Source organism: Phenylobacterium sp. (assembly GCF_036723115.1).
GTDB lineage: Bacteria > Pseudomonadota > Alphaproteobacteria > Caulobacterales > Caulobacteraceae > Phenylobacterium.
In genome coordinates this window covers 1-16,177 of sequence record NZ_DAIMHV010000059.1, presented here as the reverse complement: position 1 = coordinate 16,177, position 16,177 = coordinate 1, and the positions used below count along the sequence as shown (strand labels likewise).

General features: G+C 69.3%; 18 protein-coding genes. 14 read left to right on the top strand and 4 right to left on the bottom strand.

Annotation, left to right across the window (positions count from 1 at the left end; genetic code table 11):
- The coding region (locus V7D28_RS08135; protein WP_333586879.1) for a tetratricopeptide repeat protein at positions 1 to 1,579 on the bottom strand (1,579 nt) is incomplete at its 3' end.
- A 128-nt stretch (positions 1,580 to 1,707) separates the two neighbouring features.
- Between V7D28_RS08135 and dapA the strand changes: the two genes are divergently transcribed.
- From dapA to V7D28_RS08120, 3 genes are read left to right on the top strand one after another with little or no spacing between them, the layout of a single operon-like run.
- A complete protein-coding gene (gene dapA / locus V7D28_RS08130; protein WP_333586878.1) occupies positions 1,708 to 2,592 on the top strand; it encodes a 4-hydroxy-tetrahydrodipicolinate synthase in 885 nt (294 codons plus the stop codon).
- 7 nt (positions 2,593 to 2,599) lie between these two features.
- On the top strand, positions 2,600 to 3,055 hold the full coding sequence (gene smpB, locus V7D28_RS08125; protein ID WP_333586877.1) for an SsrA-binding protein SmpB: 456 nt from the start codon (positions 2,600 to 2,602) through the stop codon (positions 3,053 to 3,055).
- Positions 3,052 to 3,822: a GNAT family N-acetyltransferase gene (locus tag V7D28_RS08120; RefSeq protein ID WP_333586876.1), complete on the top strand. Its 771-nt coding sequence runs from the start codon at positions 3,052 to 3,054 to the stop codon at positions 3,820 to 3,822. The genes smpB and V7D28_RS08120 overlap by 4 nt, the downstream gene beginning before the upstream one ends.
- 12 nt (positions 3,823 to 3,834) lie before the next feature.
- Here the strand turns inward: V7D28_RS08120 and V7D28_RS08115 are convergent, their stop codons facing one another.
- Both V7D28_RS08115 and V7D28_RS08110 read right to left on the bottom strand, forming a co-directional pair.
- On the bottom strand, positions 3,835 to 4,506 hold the full coding sequence (locus V7D28_RS08115; protein WP_442957909.1) for a uracil-DNA glycosylase: 672 nt from the start codon (positions 4,504 to 4,506) through the stop codon (positions 3,835 to 3,837).
- Positions 4,478 to 5,071: a LabA-like NYN domain-containing protein gene (locus V7D28_RS08110; RefSeq protein ID WP_333586874.1), complete on the bottom strand. Its 594-nt coding sequence runs from the start codon at positions 5,069 to 5,071 to the stop codon at positions 4,478 to 4,480. The genes V7D28_RS08115 and V7D28_RS08110 overlap by 29 nt, the downstream gene beginning before the upstream one ends.
- A gap of 10 nt (positions 5,072 to 5,081) precedes the next feature.
- On the opposite strand from V7D28_RS08110, the gene folK reads away from it, so the two are divergent.
- The 3 genes from folK to V7D28_RS08095 all read left to right on the top strand — a co-directional run bounded on the left by folK (position 5,082) and on the right by V7D28_RS08095 (position 8,347).
- Entirely contained in the window at positions 5,082 to 5,618 is a 537-nt protein-coding gene (gene folK / locus V7D28_RS08105; protein ID WP_333586880.1) for a 2-amino-4-hydroxy-6-hydroxymethyldihydropteridine diphosphokinase, read from the top strand.
- Positions 5,619 to 5,717: 99 nt separating this feature from the next.
- On the top strand, positions 5,718 to 6,077 hold the full coding sequence (gene rpoZ, locus V7D28_RS08100) for a DNA-directed RNA polymerase subunit omega (protein WP_333586873.1): 360 nt from the start codon (positions 5,718 to 5,720) through the stop codon (positions 6,075 to 6,077).
- A gap of 101 nt (positions 6,078 to 6,178) precedes the next feature.
- Positions 6,179 to 8,347, top strand: coding sequence for a RelA/SpoT family protein (locus tag V7D28_RS08095; protein ID WP_333586872.1), 2,169 nt, complete (start codon positions 6,179 to 6,181; stop codon positions 8,345 to 8,347).
- A gap of 15 nt (positions 8,348 to 8,362) precedes the next feature.
- Here V7D28_RS08095 and V7D28_RS08090 read toward each other — a convergent pair whose 3' ends face one another.
- Positions 8,363 to 8,908 carry a GNAT family N-acetyltransferase gene (locus V7D28_RS08090; protein WP_333586871.1) on the bottom strand — a complete coding sequence of 182 codons (546 nt, stop codon included), beginning with the start codon at positions 8,906 to 8,908 and terminating at the stop codon, positions 8,363 to 8,365.
- 98 nt (positions 8,909 to 9,006) lie between these two features.
- On the opposite strand from V7D28_RS08090, the gene pyrE reads away from it, so the two are divergent.
- The 8 genes from pyrE to parC all read left to right on the top strand — a co-directional run.
- A complete protein-coding gene (gene pyrE, locus V7D28_RS08085; protein ID WP_333586870.1) occupies positions 9,007 to 9,591 on the top strand; it encodes an orotate phosphoribosyltransferase in 585 nt (194 codons plus the stop codon).
- Positions 9,588 to 10,349: a pyridoxine 5'-phosphate synthase gene (locus V7D28_RS08080; protein WP_333586869.1), complete on the top strand. Its 762-nt coding sequence runs from the start codon at positions 9,588 to 9,590 to the stop codon at positions 10,347 to 10,349. Before pyrE ends, V7D28_RS08080 begins: the two co-directional genes overlap by 4 nt.
- Complete coding sequence (gene acpS, locus V7D28_RS08075) at positions 10,346 to 10,744, top strand: holo-ACP synthase (protein WP_333586868.1); 399 nt, start codon at positions 10,346 to 10,348, stop codon at positions 10,742 to 10,744. Before V7D28_RS08080 ends, acpS begins: the two co-directional genes overlap by 4 nt.
- Before the next feature lie 127 nt (positions 10,745 to 10,871).
- Positions 10,872 to 11,651 (top strand): signal peptidase I, encoded by a 780-nt coding sequence (gene lepB / locus V7D28_RS08070; RefSeq protein ID WP_333586867.1) that lies wholly within the window; start codon positions 10,872 to 10,874, stop codon positions 11,649 to 11,651.
- A 4-nt stretch (positions 11,652 to 11,655) separates the two neighbouring features.
- Positions 11,656 to 12,360, top strand: coding sequence for a ribonuclease III (rnc, locus tag V7D28_RS08065; RefSeq protein WP_333586866.1), 705 nt, complete (start codon positions 11,656 to 11,658; stop codon positions 12,358 to 12,360).
- Entirely contained in the window at positions 12,357 to 13,289 is a 933-nt protein-coding gene (gene era, locus V7D28_RS08060) for a GTPase Era (protein ID WP_333586865.1), read from the top strand. The genes rnc and era overlap by 4 nt, the downstream gene beginning before the upstream one ends.
- 9 nt (positions 13,290 to 13,298) lie before the next feature.
- Positions 13,299 to 14,030 (top strand): DNA repair protein RecO, encoded by a 732-nt coding sequence (gene recO, locus V7D28_RS08055; RefSeq protein ID WP_333586864.1) that lies wholly within the window; start codon positions 13,299 to 13,301, stop codon positions 14,028 to 14,030.
- A 59-nt stretch (positions 14,031 to 14,089) separates the two neighbouring features.
- Positions 14,090 to 16,177: DNA topoisomerase IV subunit A (parC, locus tag V7D28_RS08050; protein WP_333586863.1), on the top strand; the 2,088-nt coding region annotated here is incomplete at its 3' end.

Here is a 16,177-nt window from a genome sequence, read left to right as displayed (position 1 = left end):
TCTCGGGGGCCGCGCGGTAGGGATAGCCGCGCAAGGGCAGGACATAGCCCTGTGTTGCGGCGCCGCGCACCACCAGCATGGAGCCGGTCTGGTCGCCATAGCCCCGCGCCATGTCCACCAGCAGGGCCTGTTCGGCGGCGGTGGGCAGCACGTCCTTCAGGTGCAGGATGAAGACCCGGAACAGGGTGTCTTCGCCGATCTCCTTCAGACGCCGGGCGGCCCGCACCACGTCGCGGCCCTCGAAGCGGGCCCGGTCGAACTCGGTGATCTCCGGCTCCGGCGGCAGGGTCATGGTCCCGTCGCCCACCTTCTCGGCGGCCAGTTGGCCATAGAAGGTGGTGTTGTGCTCACTGGCGCGGCGGTAGAAGGCCTGGGCTCCGTCGGCGTCCCCCATGGCCTCGTGAGCGCGGCCGCGCCAGTAGAAGGCCCGTCCCACGGTGATCGGGGTGGAGCCGATCTGGGCGATGGCGGCGAAATGGCGGTCGGCCAGTTCCGGATTGTTGAGTTTCCGCAGGGCCAGCCAGCCCGCGTAGAATTCGGCGTCCGCCGCAGGGCCGCCGCTGGTCAGGCCGGTATTGGCCGCCGCCCGATAGGCGTTGCGGAAATCGCCGCTGCGGATCGAGGCCAGCACCATGGGATAGCGGTCGCGCCACACCCGGGTCGCGGCGTCCGACAGGCCGGCATGTTCCGGCGGCAGGGGCGAGAGCACGTCATAGGCCCGGGCCTCCTGGCCGCGCCGGCGGTGGTAGCCGGCACGTTCGAAGGCGATGCCGGGGTGGCTCGCCTGGGCCGGCGTCAGCGCCGCCAGCAGCGCCTCGGCGTTGCCAGCGTCCCCGCGAAGGGCCATGCGCACCTGGGCGATCGCCCGCTCTTCGGCGGGCAGCATGGCCACCATGGCCTGGGCGGCCGGACCCTGCGGCCCATAGAGCAACATGTCGGCGCGGCGGGCGTGGTCCTCAGGCCGCAGATAGGCGCCGAACTGGGCCAGCATGGAGGCCTGCACGTCGGCCTCGAACACCTGCTCGCGCCAGACCCGGCGCACCAGGGTGGCGGCTTCGGCGCCCTGGCCGGCGGCCATCATGGCGGAGGCGAGCGCCAGGGACCCGCGGGCCGTGGCCGGCGATTCGCCGCCGAACCACGCGATGGTCTGCTCCGGGGACAGACCAGACGTGGCCAGAAGGCGCTCGGCCGCCTGCCGCCGGCCCGCGCCTCTGGGCCAGCCGGACAGGTCCCGGCGGGCCTGATCCACCAGGAAGAACCCCGCCTGATCCCCCACCACGTCGATCAGCGCCCAGGTGGCGATCTGGCGCGACACCGGGTCGGTCATGGCCTCGATCAGACTGCGGGTGCGGGCCACGTCCCGGCTGCGCGCCGCCCCCAGCGCCTGTTGCAACAGCTGGGTTTCGCTGCCGCTCAGCGGGGCCATGGGCGCCCTCGGCGCCGGACGCAGCTCGATGGGCTTAGGGAACGGATCCTCAGCCGTGGCCCGGGGCGTGCTCGGGGTCTGCGCGTGCGGAACCCCTGCGACCAGCAACATGGTGGCGGCGGCGAGGGCGGTCTTCAGCGCGATGGCGGGCAAGCAGCAAATCTCCAGGGCAGGCGTTCGGTCATAGACGGCGGTTGCGGGCGCCGCCGCGCCGGACATATTGTCCGCCCACCTTTTAAGGCCGCAACCTCATGCGGCGTATTCACGGCTTTTTGCAGACAATGTCCGATCCTCTGTTCCGGGGCGTTATGCCGGCCCTCGTGACCCCCTTCCGCGATGGCGCGGTCGACGAAGAGACGTTCGTCGCCCTGGTCGAGCGCCAGATCGCAGGCGGCGTGCACGGCCTCGTGCCCGTGGGCACCACCGGCGAAAGCGCCACCCTGAGCCACGACGAGCACCGCCATGTGGTGGACCTGTGCATCCGCACCGCGGCCGGCCGCGTGCCGGTGATCGCCGGCGCCGGCTCCAACTCCACCCGCGAGGCCATCGAGCTGGTGCGCCACGCCAAGGCCGTGGGCGCGGACGCGGCCATGGTGGTGACGCCCTATTACAATCGCCCCTCCCAGGAAGGGCTCTATGCGCACTACGCGGCCATCAACGAGGCCGTCCAGTTGCCGATCATCGTCTACAACGTGCCCTCGCGCACCGGGGTGGACATCAGCAACGACACCCTGGGTCGGCTGTCCAAGCTGCCCAACATCGTCGGCGTCAAGGACGCCACCGGCGACATGACCAGACCCACCATGCAGCGCCTGCTGTGCGGTTCGGACTGGGTGATGCTGTCGGGGGATGATCCCACGGCCCTGGGCTACATGGCGCACGGCGGCCATGGCTCCATCTCGGTGACGGCCAATGTGGCGCCGGACCTGTGCGCCACCTTCTACAACGCCGCCCTCAACGGCGACTGGAAGACCGCCCTCTACTGGCAGGACCGGCTCTATCGGCTCCACCGGGCCCTGTTCACCGACGCCTCGCCTTCGCCCGCCAAGTTCGCGCTGGCCCATCTGGGCCTGTGCCAGGAAGAGGCCCGCCTGCCCATCGTGCCGGCGTCCGAGGCCTCCCGTCAGGAAGTGCTCGCCGCCCTGCACGATGCGGGCATGGTCTGAGGCGCACATGGCCAGCAAGGTGATCGCCGAAAACCGCCGGGCGCGGTTCGACTACTTCCTCGACGACGCCGTCGAGGCGGGCCTCGCGCTCACCGGCACGGAGGTGAAGTCCCTGCGCGCGGGCAAGGCCAATATCGCTGAATCCTATGCGGCCGTGGAGGGCGACGAGATCGTCCTGATCAACGCCGACATCCCGCCCTACGCCAAGGCCGCCCACTTCAATCACGAGCCCCGCCGCCCCCGTAAGCTGCTGCTGCATCGCAAGCAGATCGACCGCCTGATCGGCGCGGTCCAGCGGGAGGGACGGACCATCGTCCCCACCAAGCTCTATTGGAACGACAAGGGCCTGGCCAAGCTGGAGATCGCTCTGGCCAAGGGCAAGAAGCTGCACGACAAGCGCGAGACCGCAGCCGAACGGGACTGGCAGCGCGACAAGGCCCGGCTGCTTCGCGACCGGGGATGAGCCGCCTTCCGCCCCCGCCGGCCGATATCGAGGCCATCGAGCGGGCGACCCTGGGCGCCGTGGCCGCCGGCTGCACCGAGGTGATCGGCCCGTGGATCCTGGGGCTCCGCCCCGGGCCGGTGGGCCGGGCCCATAGCGCCGCCCCGCTGAGCCATACTCTGGTGAGCGACGAGGGCCTGCTGGCCCGGATCGAGGCGGCCTACCGCGCCCGCGATCTGGCGCCGGCCTTCCGCCTGGCCGATGTGGAGGGACTGGCCGGCGTCGCCGACGCCCTTGCGGCCCGGGGCTACCATCCCGCCCAGCCGACCCTGGTCATGACGGGCGATGTTCGCGCCGTGGCCGCCCTGGCCCCGAGCCGCGGGGTGGAATTGCTGGAGCGTCCAGACGAGGGCTGGACCAGCGTCTTTCTGGGCCAGGGCTTCGACCCCGTGGAAGGCGCGGCGCGGGCGGCCATTCTGGCCCAGGCGCCGCAGACCACCTTCGGCGCCGTCCGCGAGGGCGGGGACACCCTGGCGGTCGGCGCGCTCAGCCTGGGGGAGGGCTGGGCCAGCCTGCATGGCATGCGCACCCGCCAGGCCTGCCGGGGCCGGGGGCTGGCGGGCCAGGTCATGGCCGCCCTGGCCGCCCATGCTATCGAAGCGGGCGCCTCGCGCATCTTCCTGCAGGTGGAGGCGGGGAACGATCCGGCGCTTGCCCTCTATGGCCGAGCGGGGTTTGCGCAGCTTTGGCGCTATCACTACTGGCGGAGCCAGAGCGCGTTCCGATAAGTGGGAACCGATCTAGTCGCCCAGCAGGGCGCGGGCGCGGACGAAGATGTCCTCGAACATGGCGGGCGTCAGCCGGCCGGTGTTCGTGTTCAATCGCGAGCAGTGATAGCTGTTGATCACCGTGTAGGGTCCGGCCTGGAACTCAGATCCGTGTCCCCCGACCCCGGCGGAGGCTTTCAGGCCCAGCGCCTTGAGCACATTGCGCCGCGAGACGTCGCCCAGGGTGACGATGACCTTCAGGTTCGGCAGCCGGTCCAGGCGCTCGCTCAGGAAAGGCCGGCAGCTGTTCTCCTCCGACGTCTCCGGCTTGTTGCCCGGGGGCGCGCAGCGGACGGCGTTGGTGATCACGCAGTCCACCAGCTCCAGCCCGTCGTCCGGCCGGGCCTCGTAGCGGCCCCGGGCGAAGCCCAGCTTCAGCAGGGTCTCGAACAGCAGCACGCCGGCAAAGTCCCCGGTGAAGGGCCGGCCCGTCCGGTTGGCGCCCATGCGGCCGGGCGCCAGCCCCACCACGGCCAGCCGGGCGCCGGCGTCGCCGAAGGACGGCGCCGGGCCGTTCCACCAGTCGGGATGGGCCGCCCGGTTGGTCTCGCGATAGGCGACCAGCCGGGGGCAGAGGGGGCAGTCGCGGGGCGGTTCGGCGGCGGGATGGGCGAGGTCAGGCCTCGGCATCGGCTCCGCTCTCATTGCCCATGCGGCTTTCCTGGATGAACCGGGGCAGGCGGGACGGGCGGCCGATGATGTCAGCCAGGTCGGCCAGATCGATGAAGTTGTCGGCCTGGCGCCGCAGGTCGTCCGAGGCCATGGGCGGCTGGGACTTGACGGTGGAGACCACAGTCACCCGCGCCCCGCGCCGCTGGACCGCCTCCACCAGACAGCGGAAGTCCCCGTCGCCGGAAAAGAGCAGCAGGTGGTCGGCGTGGTTGGCCATCTCCATCATGTCGACGGCGATCTCCACATCCATGTCGCCGCGCCAGCGCTTGCGGCCCTGGGCGTCGGTGTATTCCCGCGCGGGCTTGGTCACGAGACGGAAGCCGTTGTAGTCCAGCCAGTCCACCAGCGGGCGAATGGGGGAGTACTCCTGGTCCTCCACCAGGGCGGTATAGTAGTAGGCGCGCACCAGCACGCCGCGCTTGCGGAACTCCTCGAGCAGCTTGCGGTAGTCGATATCGAAGCCGAGTCCCTTGGCCGCCGAGTACAGGTTCGCGCCGTCGATAAACAGGGCGATCCGATCGGTGGGGTAGAAAGTCATAATCGTGGAAATCCTTGAAATCGGCGCGGGATCGGAGCGTGACGGTCCCGACTGGGACGAGGCGGTGATTGTCGCCCTGGGCAGCAATCTCGCCGGCGAATTCGCGTCCTCCGAGGCCCTTCTGGAAACCGCCCTGGTTCATCTCGACCAGGCGGGATTGCCTGTTCTTCGTCGGTCGCGCTGGTGGCGCTCTGCCGCCTGGCCCGACCCGTCCAGCCCGGAGTATCGCAACGGCGTCGTCATTGTCGAGGCGCCGCCCGAACCCCGTTCGGTTCTCGATACCCTGTTTTCAATCGAGGCGGAATTCAACCGCAATCGGGGGGAAAGGAACGCGCCGCGCACCCTTGACCTCGACCTCATCGCCCATGGGCGCCGGGTGATCGATACGAACGACCTTGTTCTGCCGCATCCCCGCGCCCATGACCGGCTGTTCGTCATGGGTCCGCTGAGCGAGATCGCGCCCGGTTGGCGACACCCCGTCTTGGGCCTCACGGCCCAGGTCCTGGCGGCCCGGGCCGGCGTCGGCGCCGATGCGCGGGCGGGGTAGATCGCCCGAGGCCGTCCAGCACGTGATCGCCTCTGCGGCGTTGCACAATCGGGCGCGAAGCTCTATTTTCGCCAGTTCTCTCCCTGATCCGAGGATTTCATGGCCCGCGTCACCGTCGAAGATTGCATCCAGAAGGTCCCGAACCGCTTCAACCTGGTTCTTCTGGCCGCCCATCGGGCGCGGGGGATCTCGGCCGGCGCCCAGCTGCTGGTGGATCGCGACAACGACAAGAACCCCGTGGTGGCCCTGCGGGAGATCGCCGACGACGTGGTCGACGCCGAGGAGCTGCGCGAGAACCTGATCTCCAGCCTGCAGCGGGTGGACGAGCACACCGAGGCCGAGGAAGAGGCCGAAACCCTGGCCCTGCTGGCCGACCCGACCCACACCCAGATGAGCGAGCTGGAACTGGTGCGGGCCCTGCAAAGCGACCGTGATGGCGGTCAGGAGGAGCGGTACTGAGCCCCGAAGGCGCAGACCCTCTGATCGCCCAGGCGGCGCCCCCCGTCGCCGAACCTGAAGACGCGCCCGTCGCCGCCGACGGCCCGGGCCGTCGCCCGCGGATGCTCCGCCAGTACGAGCTGATCGAAAAGGTCCGCTCCTACGATCCCACCGCCGACGAGGCGCTGCTCAACCGCGCCTATGTGTACGCCATGCGCATGCATGGGTCGCAGAAGCGGGCGTCCGGCGACCCCTATTTCGCCCATCCCATCGAGGTGGCGGGCATCCTGACCGAATACCGGCTGGACACCGCCACCATCGTCACGGCCCTGCTGCACGACGTCATCGAGGACTGTCCGGTCAGCCGGGGCGACATCGACGAGCTGTTCGGCCCCGAGATCGGCGAGCTGGTGGAGGGCGTCACCAAGCTTTCCCAGCTGGAAGGCAATTCCGAACACACCCGCCAGGCCGAAAACCTGCGGAAGTTCATCCTGGCCATCTCCAAGGACGTGCGGGTCCTGATGGTCAAGCTGGCCGACCGCCTGCACAACATGCGCACGCTTCAGTTCATCAAGAACCCGGCCAAGCGCGAGCGGATCGCCCGCGAGACCCTGGAAATCTACGCCCCCCTGGCGCGGTCCATCGGCTGTCACCGCATCTGCACCGAGCTGGAGGAGCTGGCCTTCCTGCACCTCAATCCCGTGGCGCGCGACGCCATCGGCCGCCGGTTGGAGGCCCTGCGTCAGGAGCAGGGCGGGGCGGTCTCGCTGGTGTCGGGCGAGGTCTCGGCCAAGCTGAAGGAGGCCGGCATCCCGGCCCGGGTCTTCGGCCGAGAGAAGCATCCCTTCTCGATCTGGCGGAAGCTGCAGCGCAAATCCATCGGCTTTTCCCAGCTGTCGGACATCTACGCCTTCCGGGTGATCGTCGACACCGAGGAGGACTGCTACCGCGCGCTCGGCGTCATCCACCGTTCGTGGCCCAGCGTGCCGGAGCGGTTCAAGGACTTCATCTCCACGCCCAAGCGGAACAACTACCGCTCCATCCACACCACCGTGGTGGGCCCGCGCGGCATGCGCATCGAGATGCAGATCCGCACCGAGGCCATGGACCGGGTGGCCGAGGACGGCGTGGCGGCCCACTGGCGCTACAAGAACGAGAGCTACGGCTTCGACGCCGAGGCCCAGGCCGCCGCCGGCGGGCGCGATCCGCTGGTCAATCTGCGCCATCTGGTCCAGCTGCTCGAGCACGGCGGCGATGTCGAGGAACTGGTCGAGCACGCCAAGCTCGAAATGTTCCTGGACCAGGTGTTCGTCTTCACTCCCAAGGGCCGGCTGGTCAGCCTGCCGCGGGGCGCCATGCCGCTGGACTTCGCCTATGCCGTCCACACCGACGTGGGCGACACCTGCATCGGCGTGAAGATCAATGGCGAGCTGCGTCCCATGCGCACCGCCCTGCAGAACGGCGACGTGGTGGAGGTGATCCGCGGGGCCAAGCCGGTGGTGCCGCCCGACTGGCGCTCGCTCACCGTCACCGGCCGCGCCCGGTCGGCCATCCGCCGCCACATCCGCCAGAGCGAGCGCGACGAGTTCATCCGACTGGGCCGGGCCAGCATCGACCAGACCTTCGAGCGCGCCGGCAAGCGCCGGGCCGAGGTGTCCCTGCGGCCGGCCCTCGACCGCTTCGCCACCCCTACGGAGGACGAGCTCTTCGAGGCGGTGGGCCGCGGCCGCACCAGCCCCACCCAGGTCCTGGACGTGGTCTTCCCCGGCCTCAATGCCTCGGACCGGGACGCCGCCATCGCCCAGCGGCGGATCGAGGGCGGCGCCGGCGCGCGGCTCTATGTGCGCGGCGGGGGCCTGACCCCCGGGATCAGCCTTCACTTCGCCGAGTGCTGCAGCCCGGTGCCGGGCGATCGCATCGTCGGCATCCTGGATCCCGAGGGGGCGGGGCTGGCCGTCCACACCATCGATTGCGCCACCCTGGCCGAATACGAGGATCGCGAGGAGCTCTGGCGCGACCTGCAATGGACGCCGGAGGCCGAGCGCAACACCATTTCCCGCGCCACCCTGGTGGCGACCATCAAGAACGCGCCCGGCGTGCTCGGTCAGGCCTGCACCATTATCGGCGAGGCCGGCGGCAACATTGTCAATCTGCGCATGCACCATCGCCAGCGCGACTTCTTCGATGTGGATTTCGACCTTGAGGTGAAGGACGCCAAGCACCTCACCCATATCGCCGCGGGCCTTCGGGCCAATCCCAGCGTCGAGACCGTGGACCGGGCCAAGGGTTAGGGCGGCGAGCGGGTCTCAGGCCAGCTCGTTGGCCCGCCAGGTCCAGGGGGTCATGGGGCCGGTGAAGGTCTGGGGCGTGCAGCGCAGATAGAGGCTGTCGGCCCAGGTGTGGCCCAGCAGATAGGTCTTCTGGGCGCTGCCCACCACCACGAAGCCCAGCCGCTCCAGCAGCCGTCGCGAGGCGGTGTTATTGGGGTCCACATCGGCGGTGGCCTCGGTCAGCCCCCGATCGCGGAAAGCCCGGTCAATGACCGCCGAGACCGCCTCCTGGGCGTAGCCCTTGCCCTGGGCGGCCGGGTGCAGGATGTAGCCGATCTCCGGATCGGCCCAGAAGCCGACCTTGCCGATGACCTCGCCGGCCTTGGTTTCGACGATGAAGTCGTCGGCGCGGGTGGCCATCATGCCGTCCAGCCACAGCCGGGTCTCTTCCAGCTTCACATGGGGCAGGGTGGACCAGAAGGCCATGGCGGTGGCCGAGCCGAGGATTTCGTGCATCGGCTCAAGATCGCTCGCCCGGGCGGAGCGCAGCGTCAGGCGCTCGGTTGTGATAATCCCGGGCATGGGTGAAGCGGCCTCCTTCGAATCGGCCCCAGCATCATGGCTGACAATGGTGACATCTAGGCCTGCCTCGGATAATTCGCCCGCAAGGAGACGCCCAAATGAACACTGACGACGTGCTTGAGGAATTCCGCGGCGCCGGCGCCCTGCGAGAAGGCCACTTCGTGCTCTCCTCGGGGCTGCATTCGGGGGTCTTCCTGCAGAAAAACCTCGTCTTCCAGTACCCTGACCGCACCGAGCGTCTTTGCAAGGCCCTGGCCGATCTGATCCGACGCGAAGTGGGGGAGGTGGATGTCTGCGTCTCGCCCGCCGTGGGGGGCATCATCCCCGGCTATGAGACCGCCCGCCAGCTGGGCGTGCCCTCGATCTATGTGGAGCGGGTGGACGGTCGGCTGAAGTTCCGCCGCGCTTTCACGCTCAAGCCCGGCGCACGGGTGGCCATGGTGGAGGACATCGTCTCCACGGGCCTTTCCTCCCGCGAGTGCGTGGAGGCCATCCGCGAGGCCGGCGGCGAAGTGGTCTGCGCGGCCTGCCTGGTGGATCGGTCCGGCGGCAAGGCCGAGATCGGCGCGCCCTTCCTGTCCCTGGCCCGCCTGGACATTCCCGCCTATCCGGCCGACAGCCTGCCCCCCGAACTGGCGGCCATCCCCATCGAGGATCCCGGCAGCCGGAGGCTCAACGCATGAGCCGGCGCCTGCGTCTGGGGGTGAATATCGACCATGTGGCCACCATCCGGAACGCTCGGGGGGCGGCCTATCCCGACCCGGTGCGGGCCGCCGAGATGGCCATCGCCGCCGGCGCCGACGGCATCACCGCCCACCTGCGGGAGGATCGCCGGCACATTTCCGACGCCGATATCGACGCCCTGGCGGTGATCGTGAAGCGTCGCGGCCGGCCCCTGAACCTGGAAATGGCGGTGACGCCGGAGATGGAGGCCATCGCGCTGCGCCATCTGCCGCACGCCGCCTGCCTGGTGCCTGAGCGCCGGGAAGAGGTGACCACCGAAGGCGGCCTCGACCTGATCAAGGGCCACAACAACATCGCCCCGGTGGTGGGGCGATTGGCCGGGGCGGGGATCCGGGTCTCGTGTTTCATCGACGCCGATCTCGATCAGGCCGCCGCCGCCAAGGCCATGGGCGCCCAGGTGGTCGAGCTGCACACCGGCGCCTATTGCGACGCCGTGCGCGAGGGCGATCCCCGCGCGTCCGGACTGCTGGAGCGGCTGCGCGCCGCCGCCGCCGAGGCCGCGCGTCTGGGCCTGGAGGTCCATGCCGGCCACGGAATCGACTACGAGACGGTCAAGCCCATCGCCGCGATTCCCGAGGTGGTGGAGCTGAACATCGGCCACTTCCTGATCGGCGAATCCATCTTCATCGGTCTTCCGGCCGCCATCCAGCGGATGCGCGCTCTGATGGATGAAGCCCGCGCGGAGACGGCGGCGTGATCCTGGGTCTGGGCTCGGACCTGGCCGACATCCGCCGCATCGAGAACACTCTGGAGCGGTTTGGCGAGCGCTTCACCCAGCGCATCTTCACCGAGACCGAGCGGCGGCGCTCGGAGCGCAAGCCCGACCGCGCGGCCAGCTACGCCAAGCGGTTCGCCGCCAAGGAGGCCTGTTCCAAGGCCCTGGGCACCGGGTTTCGCCGCGGGGTCTTCTGGCGCGACATGGGGGTGGCCAACATGCCGTCCGGGGCGCCGACCATGGTGCTGAGCGGCGGCGCCCTGAAACGCCTGCAGGAGATCACCCCGGCCGGCCACCGGGCGGTGGTGCATCTGACCCTGACCGACGACCATCCTTACGCCCAGGCCTTCGTCATCATCGAGGCCGTGCCCGAATAGACGCACGGGGCCCGCAATCGGGCCCTGCGGGCGACTTCTGGGGCGGCTGGCTTGCCTGGCGTCCTTGCAAGGGCTAGCTAACCCATATCCGGCGCGCGTTCTGGCGGCGTCTTGGGGATCATCCCGCATGAGCGAGAACGTGCAGAGCGTGCAGGCCAGCGATAAGCCCGACACCGTCAACGAGATCGTGGAGATCGTGAAGACGGTCGTCTACGCCCTCCTGATCGCCCTGGTGCTGCGGGTGCTGTTGTTCCAGCCCTTCACCATCCCCTCGGCGTCCATGGAGCCGAACCTGCTGGAAGGCGACTACATCATCGTCTCCAAATTCTCGTACGGCTATTCGCGCCACTCCATCCCCTTCAGCCCGCCCCTGTTCCAGGGGCGCATCATGGGCAGCGAGCCTAAGCGCGGCGACATCGTCGTGTTCAAGCTGCCGCGGGACGGCCGGACGGACTACATCAAGCGCCTGATCGGCCTGCCCGGCGACCGCATCGAGATCCGCGGCGGTCAGATCATCCTGAACGGCCAGCCCGTCCCCCGCGAGGAGCTCTCGCCCGGGATCGTCGACACCGGCTATGGCTTCACCCGCGAGGTCGCGCGTTATCGCGAAACCCTGCCGGACGGCCGCACCTTCGTGACCTACGACATGGGTCCCGACGGCGCCGACGACAATCGCGGCCCCTATCTGGTGCCCGAGGGCCACTATTTCTTCATGGGGGACAACCGCGACAACTCCCTCGACAGCCGCCGCTCCCTCGAGGAAGGGGTGGGCTATGTTCCCGCCGACCACCTGGTGGGCAAGGCGCAGATCATCCTTCTGTCCTGGGAGCGGGCGGCCTCGCTGTTCAAGCCCTGGACCTGGGTGACCGAGGCGCGGCCTGGCCGGTTCTTCAACATCCTGCAGTGATCCCGTGACGACGAACCGGCGCTTGACCGCCGTGGCGCGGTTGCAGGACCGGATCGGCCATCAATTCCAGGACCGCGAGCTTCTCGAACGCGCCCTGACCCATGCCAGCGTCGGCGATGGGGCGGCCAAGGTGCGCCACTATGAGCGGCTGGAGTTCCTGGGCGACCGGGTGCTGAACCTGCTGGCGGCCGAGCGGCTCATGGCCCTCGATCCCGAAGCCCGCGAGGGCGAGCTGAGCCGCCGACTGGCGAGCCTTGTGAACTATCAGGCCTGCGCCGAGGTGGCCCGGGACATCGGCCTGGGGGAGGCCCTGCGCCTGTCCCCCAGCGCGGCCAAGATCGGCGCCCGGGAATCGGAAACCGTGCTGGGCGACGCCTGCGAGGCCCTAATCGGCGCCCTCTATGTGGACGCGGGGCTGGAGCGGGCCAGGACTTTCTTCCTGGAGTTCTGGGCGCCGGGCTTTGACGCCTTGAAAGCGCCCAGGGCCAAGGACCCCAAGACCCAGCTACAGGAATGGGCCCAGGGCCGAGGCCTGCCGCTGCCCACCTATGAGGTCGTCAGCCGGGAGGGACCCGATCACGCGCCATCCTTCCGTGTGCGGGTGACGATCCAGGGTTATGATCCCGAAGACGCCCTGGGGCGTTCCAAACAGGAGGCCGAAAAGGCCGCCGCCCAGGTCATGTTGCTCAAACGCGAAGGCCCCCTATGAGCCGAGCCGGCTTTGTCGCCATCATCGGCGCGCCCAATGCGGGCAAATCCACCCTGACCAACCGCCTCGTGGGCGCCAAGGTCTCCATCGTCACCCAGAAGGTGCAGACCACCCGCTTCCCCGTGCGCGGCGTGGCCATCGAGGGCGAGAGCCAGGTGGTTCTGCTGGACACGCCGGGCATCTTCACCCCCCGGCGCCGCCTGGACCGGGCCATGGTCCGCTCGGCCTGGGGCGGAGCGGAGGAGGCCGACGCCGTCGTTCATCTGGTGGATGTCCAGGCCGAACTCGCCGCCGCCGAACCCGGCGCGAAGTCCGCCGACAAGCGCTCGGCCGCCGACGTCGCCTCGATCATCGAAGGCCTGAAGGGGGCGGGCAAGACCGCCATCCTGGCCCTCAACAAGATCGACGGGGTCAAGCGCGAACGCCTGCTGGCCCTCTCTCAGCGCCTGTTCGACACCGGGGTCTATTCGGAGGTCTTCATGATCTCGGCCGCCGACGGATCGGGCGTGGGCGACCTGAAGCGACGCATGGGCGAGCTGGTGCCCGAGGGGCCGTGGCTCTATCCGGAGGAGCAGACCGCCGATCTGCCCGCCCGCCTGCTGGCCGCCGAGATCACCCGGGAAAAGCTCTATCTGCGGGTCCATGAAGAGCTGCCCTATGCGGCGGCGGTGGACACCACCGCCTTCGAGGAGCGCAAGGACGGCTCGGTGCGGATCGAGCAGACCATCTATGTGCAGCGCGAGAGCCAGAAGCCCATCGTGCTGGGCAAGAACGGTCAGACGCTGAAGTGGATCGGTCAGAAGGCCCGCGAGGAGCTCAAGGACCTGTTCGACCGGGAGGTCCACCTCTTCCTGCTGGTCAAGGTGGACGAGGCCTGGGCCGACAAGCGCGAGTTCTACGGCGATGTGGGCCTGGACTTCGACGTCTGAGGCGCCCTGATGGAGTTCGAGGACGACGCCTTCGTGCTCGCCGCCCGCGCCCATGGGGAGACGGGCGCCATCGTGGAACTGCTCACCGCCCGACACGGCCGTTACGCCGCCCATGTGGCGGGCGGAGCCTCGCGCCGGCTCAAACCCTTTCTTCAGCCCGGGGCGGCGGTGGGCGTCCGCTTCCGCGCCCGGGTGGCCGATCAGCTGGGCTCGGCCACCCTGGAGCCGGTGGGGGAGGGACCCTCGGCCCTGTTCGACGATCCCCTGGCCCTGCACGGCCTGTCCGCCGCCGCCGCGGTGGCCGCCGGCGCCCTGCCGGACCGCGAGCCCCATGCGGGCGCCTATCTGGCGCTGGAGGCCCTGATCGCCGCCCTGGTCCATCCCGACATCTGGCCCGCCGTCTTCGTGCGCTTCGAAGCCGGCCTGCTGCAGGACCTGGGGTTCGGCCTGGATCTCTCCCGGTGCGCGGCCACCGGCGACACCGACGACCTCATCTATGTGAGCCCCCGCACCGGCCGGGCGGTGAGCCGACAGGCCGGCGAGCCGTACAAGGACCGGCTGCTGGCGCTTCCGCCCTTCCTGTTGTCGGCCCAGGGCGGACTTGCGCCGGGCGACGTGCGGGCGGGCCTCGACCTGACCGGCCACTTTCTGGAAGCCTTCGTCTTCAACGCCCTGAACCGGCCCCTGCCGCCGGCCAGGCACTGGATGATCGACCGGCTGGCCGACGCCGGCCGGCTTTGATCGGGCCCACTGTGACGCGGCCGCCCCGAGCCGCTAGAATCGGGGCCTGAGGAGAATCAATGGGCAAGCACATCCCCCCGCCGTCCGACGGCGACGGCGACCGCATCATCGACGAGCCCCTGACCGAGGCCCTGTCGCGCCGCTACCTGGCCTATGCGCTGTCAACCATCACCGGCCGCGCCCTGCCAGACGTGCGCGACGGGCTGAAGCCCGTTCACCGGCGTCTGCTCTTCGCCATGCGCCAGCTGCGCCTGGACCCCAACGCTTCGGCCAAGAAGTCGGCCCGGGTGGTCGGCGACGTCATCGGTAAGTACCACCCGCACGGGGACACCGCCGTCTATGAGGCCCTGGTCCGCCTCGCCCAGGACTTCGCCCAGCGCTACCAGCTGATCGACGGCCAGGGGAACTTCGGCAATATCGACGGCGATAACGCCGCGGCCATGCGCTACACCGAGTGCAAGCTGACCGACGCCGCTCAGCTCCTGCTGGACGGCATCGATGAGGACGCCGTCGACTTCCGCCCCACCTATGACGGGGAGGACGAGGAGCCGGTGGTCCTGCCCGCGGGCTTCCCCAATCTGCTGGCCAACGGCTCCAGCGGCATCGCCGTGGGCATGGCCACCTCCATCCCGCCGCACAACGCCGCCGAGCTCATCGACGCCTGCCTGCTGCTGCTGGACCATCCGCAGGCCTCGGTGGCCGACCTGATGGTCCATGTGAAGGGGCCGGACTTCCCCACCGGCGGGGTCATCGTCGAACCCCACGCCTCTCTGGTGGAGACCTATGAGACGGGCCGGGGCGGGGTGCGCACGCGGGCCCGCTGGGAGCGCGAGGACACCGGTCGCGGGACCTATCAGATCATCGTCACCGAGATCCCCTATCAGGTGAAGAAGGCCGATCTGGTGGAGCAGCTGGCCGGGCTGATCGAGACCAAGAAGGCGCCCCTGCTGGGCGACGTGCGCGACGAGTCCGCCGAGGATATCCGCCTCGTCCTGGAGCCCAAAAGCCGCAACATCGAGCCCGAAGTCCTTATGGAGAGCCTGTTCAAGCTCTCCGACCTGGAGAGCCGGTTCTCGGTCAATCTGAACGTGCTGGACGCCCGTGGCGCGCCGCGGGTCATGAGCCTCAAGGAGGCGCTGGTCGCCTTCCTGGACCACCGGCGCGAAGTTCTGGTGCGCCGGGCGCGTCACCGCCTGGGCAAGATCGAGGCGCGTCTGCACATCCTCGACGGCCTGCTGATCGCCTACCTCAATCTGGACGAGGTGATCCGCATCGTCCGCTATGAGGACGAACCCAAGGCCAAGCTGATCGCGGCCTTCGACCTTTCCGACATCCAGGCCGACGCCATCCTCAACACCCGCCTGCGCCAGCTGGCCCGGCTGGAGGAGATGGAGATCCGTCGCGAGCACGGCGAGTTGGCGGAAGAGCGGGACGGCATCCTCAAGCTGCTGGACTCCGACGCCCGCCAGTGGAAGCTGGTGGGGGTGGGGCTGAAGGAGGTGCGCAAGGTGCTGGGCCCCGACACCGCCGTCGGCGCCCGTCGCTCGGTCTTCGCTGAAGCGCCGGAGGTGGACGCCGAAGCGGCCATCGAGGCGATGATTCCCCGCGAGCCCATCACCGTCATCCTGTCGGAACGGGGCTGGATCCGCGCCGCCAAGGGCCGGGTGGACGATCCCTCTGAGCTGAAGTTCAAGGAAGGCGACAAGCTGGGCTTCGTGGTCCCGGCCGAGACCACCGACAAGCTGCTGATCCTCGCCTCGGACGGGCGCTTCTTCACCCTGGGCTGCGACAAGCTGCCGTCGGCCCGCGGCCACGGCGAACCCCTGCGGCTGATGATCGACCTGGAGGATCAGGTGGCGATCGTTGATGTCTTCGCCCACAAGCCGGGCGTCAAACGCATCGTGGCCTCCCATGCCGGATACGGTTTCATCCTGGCCGAGGATGAGGCGGTCTCGGCGCGCCGGGCGGGCAAGCAGGTGCTGAGTGTCGACAAGGCCGGCGCGGCGCCGACCGCTGTCCTTTCCGGGGACCACATGGCCGTGGTGGGCGACAATGGGAAGATTCTCATCTTCCCCACGGCCGAGCTGCCGGAAATGCCCCGGGGCAAGGGCGTGAAGCTGCAGGCCTATCGCGAAGGGGGCCTGCGC

Excerpts from the sequence above, each read along its gene's own strand:
- dapA (WP_333586878.1), top strand. The coding sequence starts at position 1,708 with ATGTCCGATCCTCTGTTCCGGGGCGTTATGCCGGCCCTCGTGACCCCC.
- smpB (WP_333586877.1), top strand. The coding sequence starts at position 2,600 with ATGGCCAGCAAGGTGATCGCCGAAAACCGCCGGGCGCGGTTCGACTAC.
- V7D28_RS08120 (WP_333586876.1), top strand. The coding sequence starts at position 3,052 with ATGAGCCGCCTTCCGCCCCCGCCGGCCGATATCGAGGCCATCGAGCGG.
- V7D28_RS08115 (WP_442957909.1), bottom strand. The coding sequence starts at position 4,506 with ATGAGAGCGGAGCCGATGCCGAGGCCTGACCTCGCCCATCCCGCCGCC.
- V7D28_RS08110 (WP_333586874.1), bottom strand. The coding sequence starts at position 5,071 with ATGACTTTCTACCCCACCGATCGGATCGCCCTGTTTATCGACGGCGCG.
- rpoZ (WP_333586873.1), top strand. The coding sequence starts at position 5,718 with ATGGCCCGCGTCACCGTCGAAGATTGCATCCAGAAGGTCCCGAACCGC.
- V7D28_RS08095 (WP_333586872.1), top strand. The coding sequence starts at position 6,179 with ATGCTCCGCCAGTACGAGCTGATCGAAAAGGTCCGCTCCTACGATCCC.
- V7D28_RS08090 (WP_333586871.1), bottom strand. The coding sequence starts at position 8,908 with ATGCCCGGGATTATCACAACCGAGCGCCTGACGCTGCGCTCCGCCCGG.
- pyrE (WP_333586870.1), top strand. The coding sequence starts at position 9,007 with ATGAACACTGACGACGTGCTTGAGGAATTCCGCGGCGCCGGCGCCCTG.
- V7D28_RS08080 (WP_333586869.1), top strand. The coding sequence starts at position 9,588 with ATGAGCCGGCGCCTGCGTCTGGGGGTGAATATCGACCATGTGGCCACC.
- lepB (WP_333586867.1), top strand. The coding sequence starts at position 10,872 with ATGAGCGAGAACGTGCAGAGCGTGCAGGCCAGCGATAAGCCCGACACC.
- era (WP_333586865.1), top strand. The coding sequence starts at position 12,357 with ATGAGCCGAGCCGGCTTTGTCGCCATCATCGGCGCGCCCAATGCGGGC.
- recO (WP_333586864.1), top strand. The coding sequence starts at position 13,299 with ATGGAGTTCGAGGACGACGCCTTCGTGCTCGCCGCCCGCGCCCATGGG.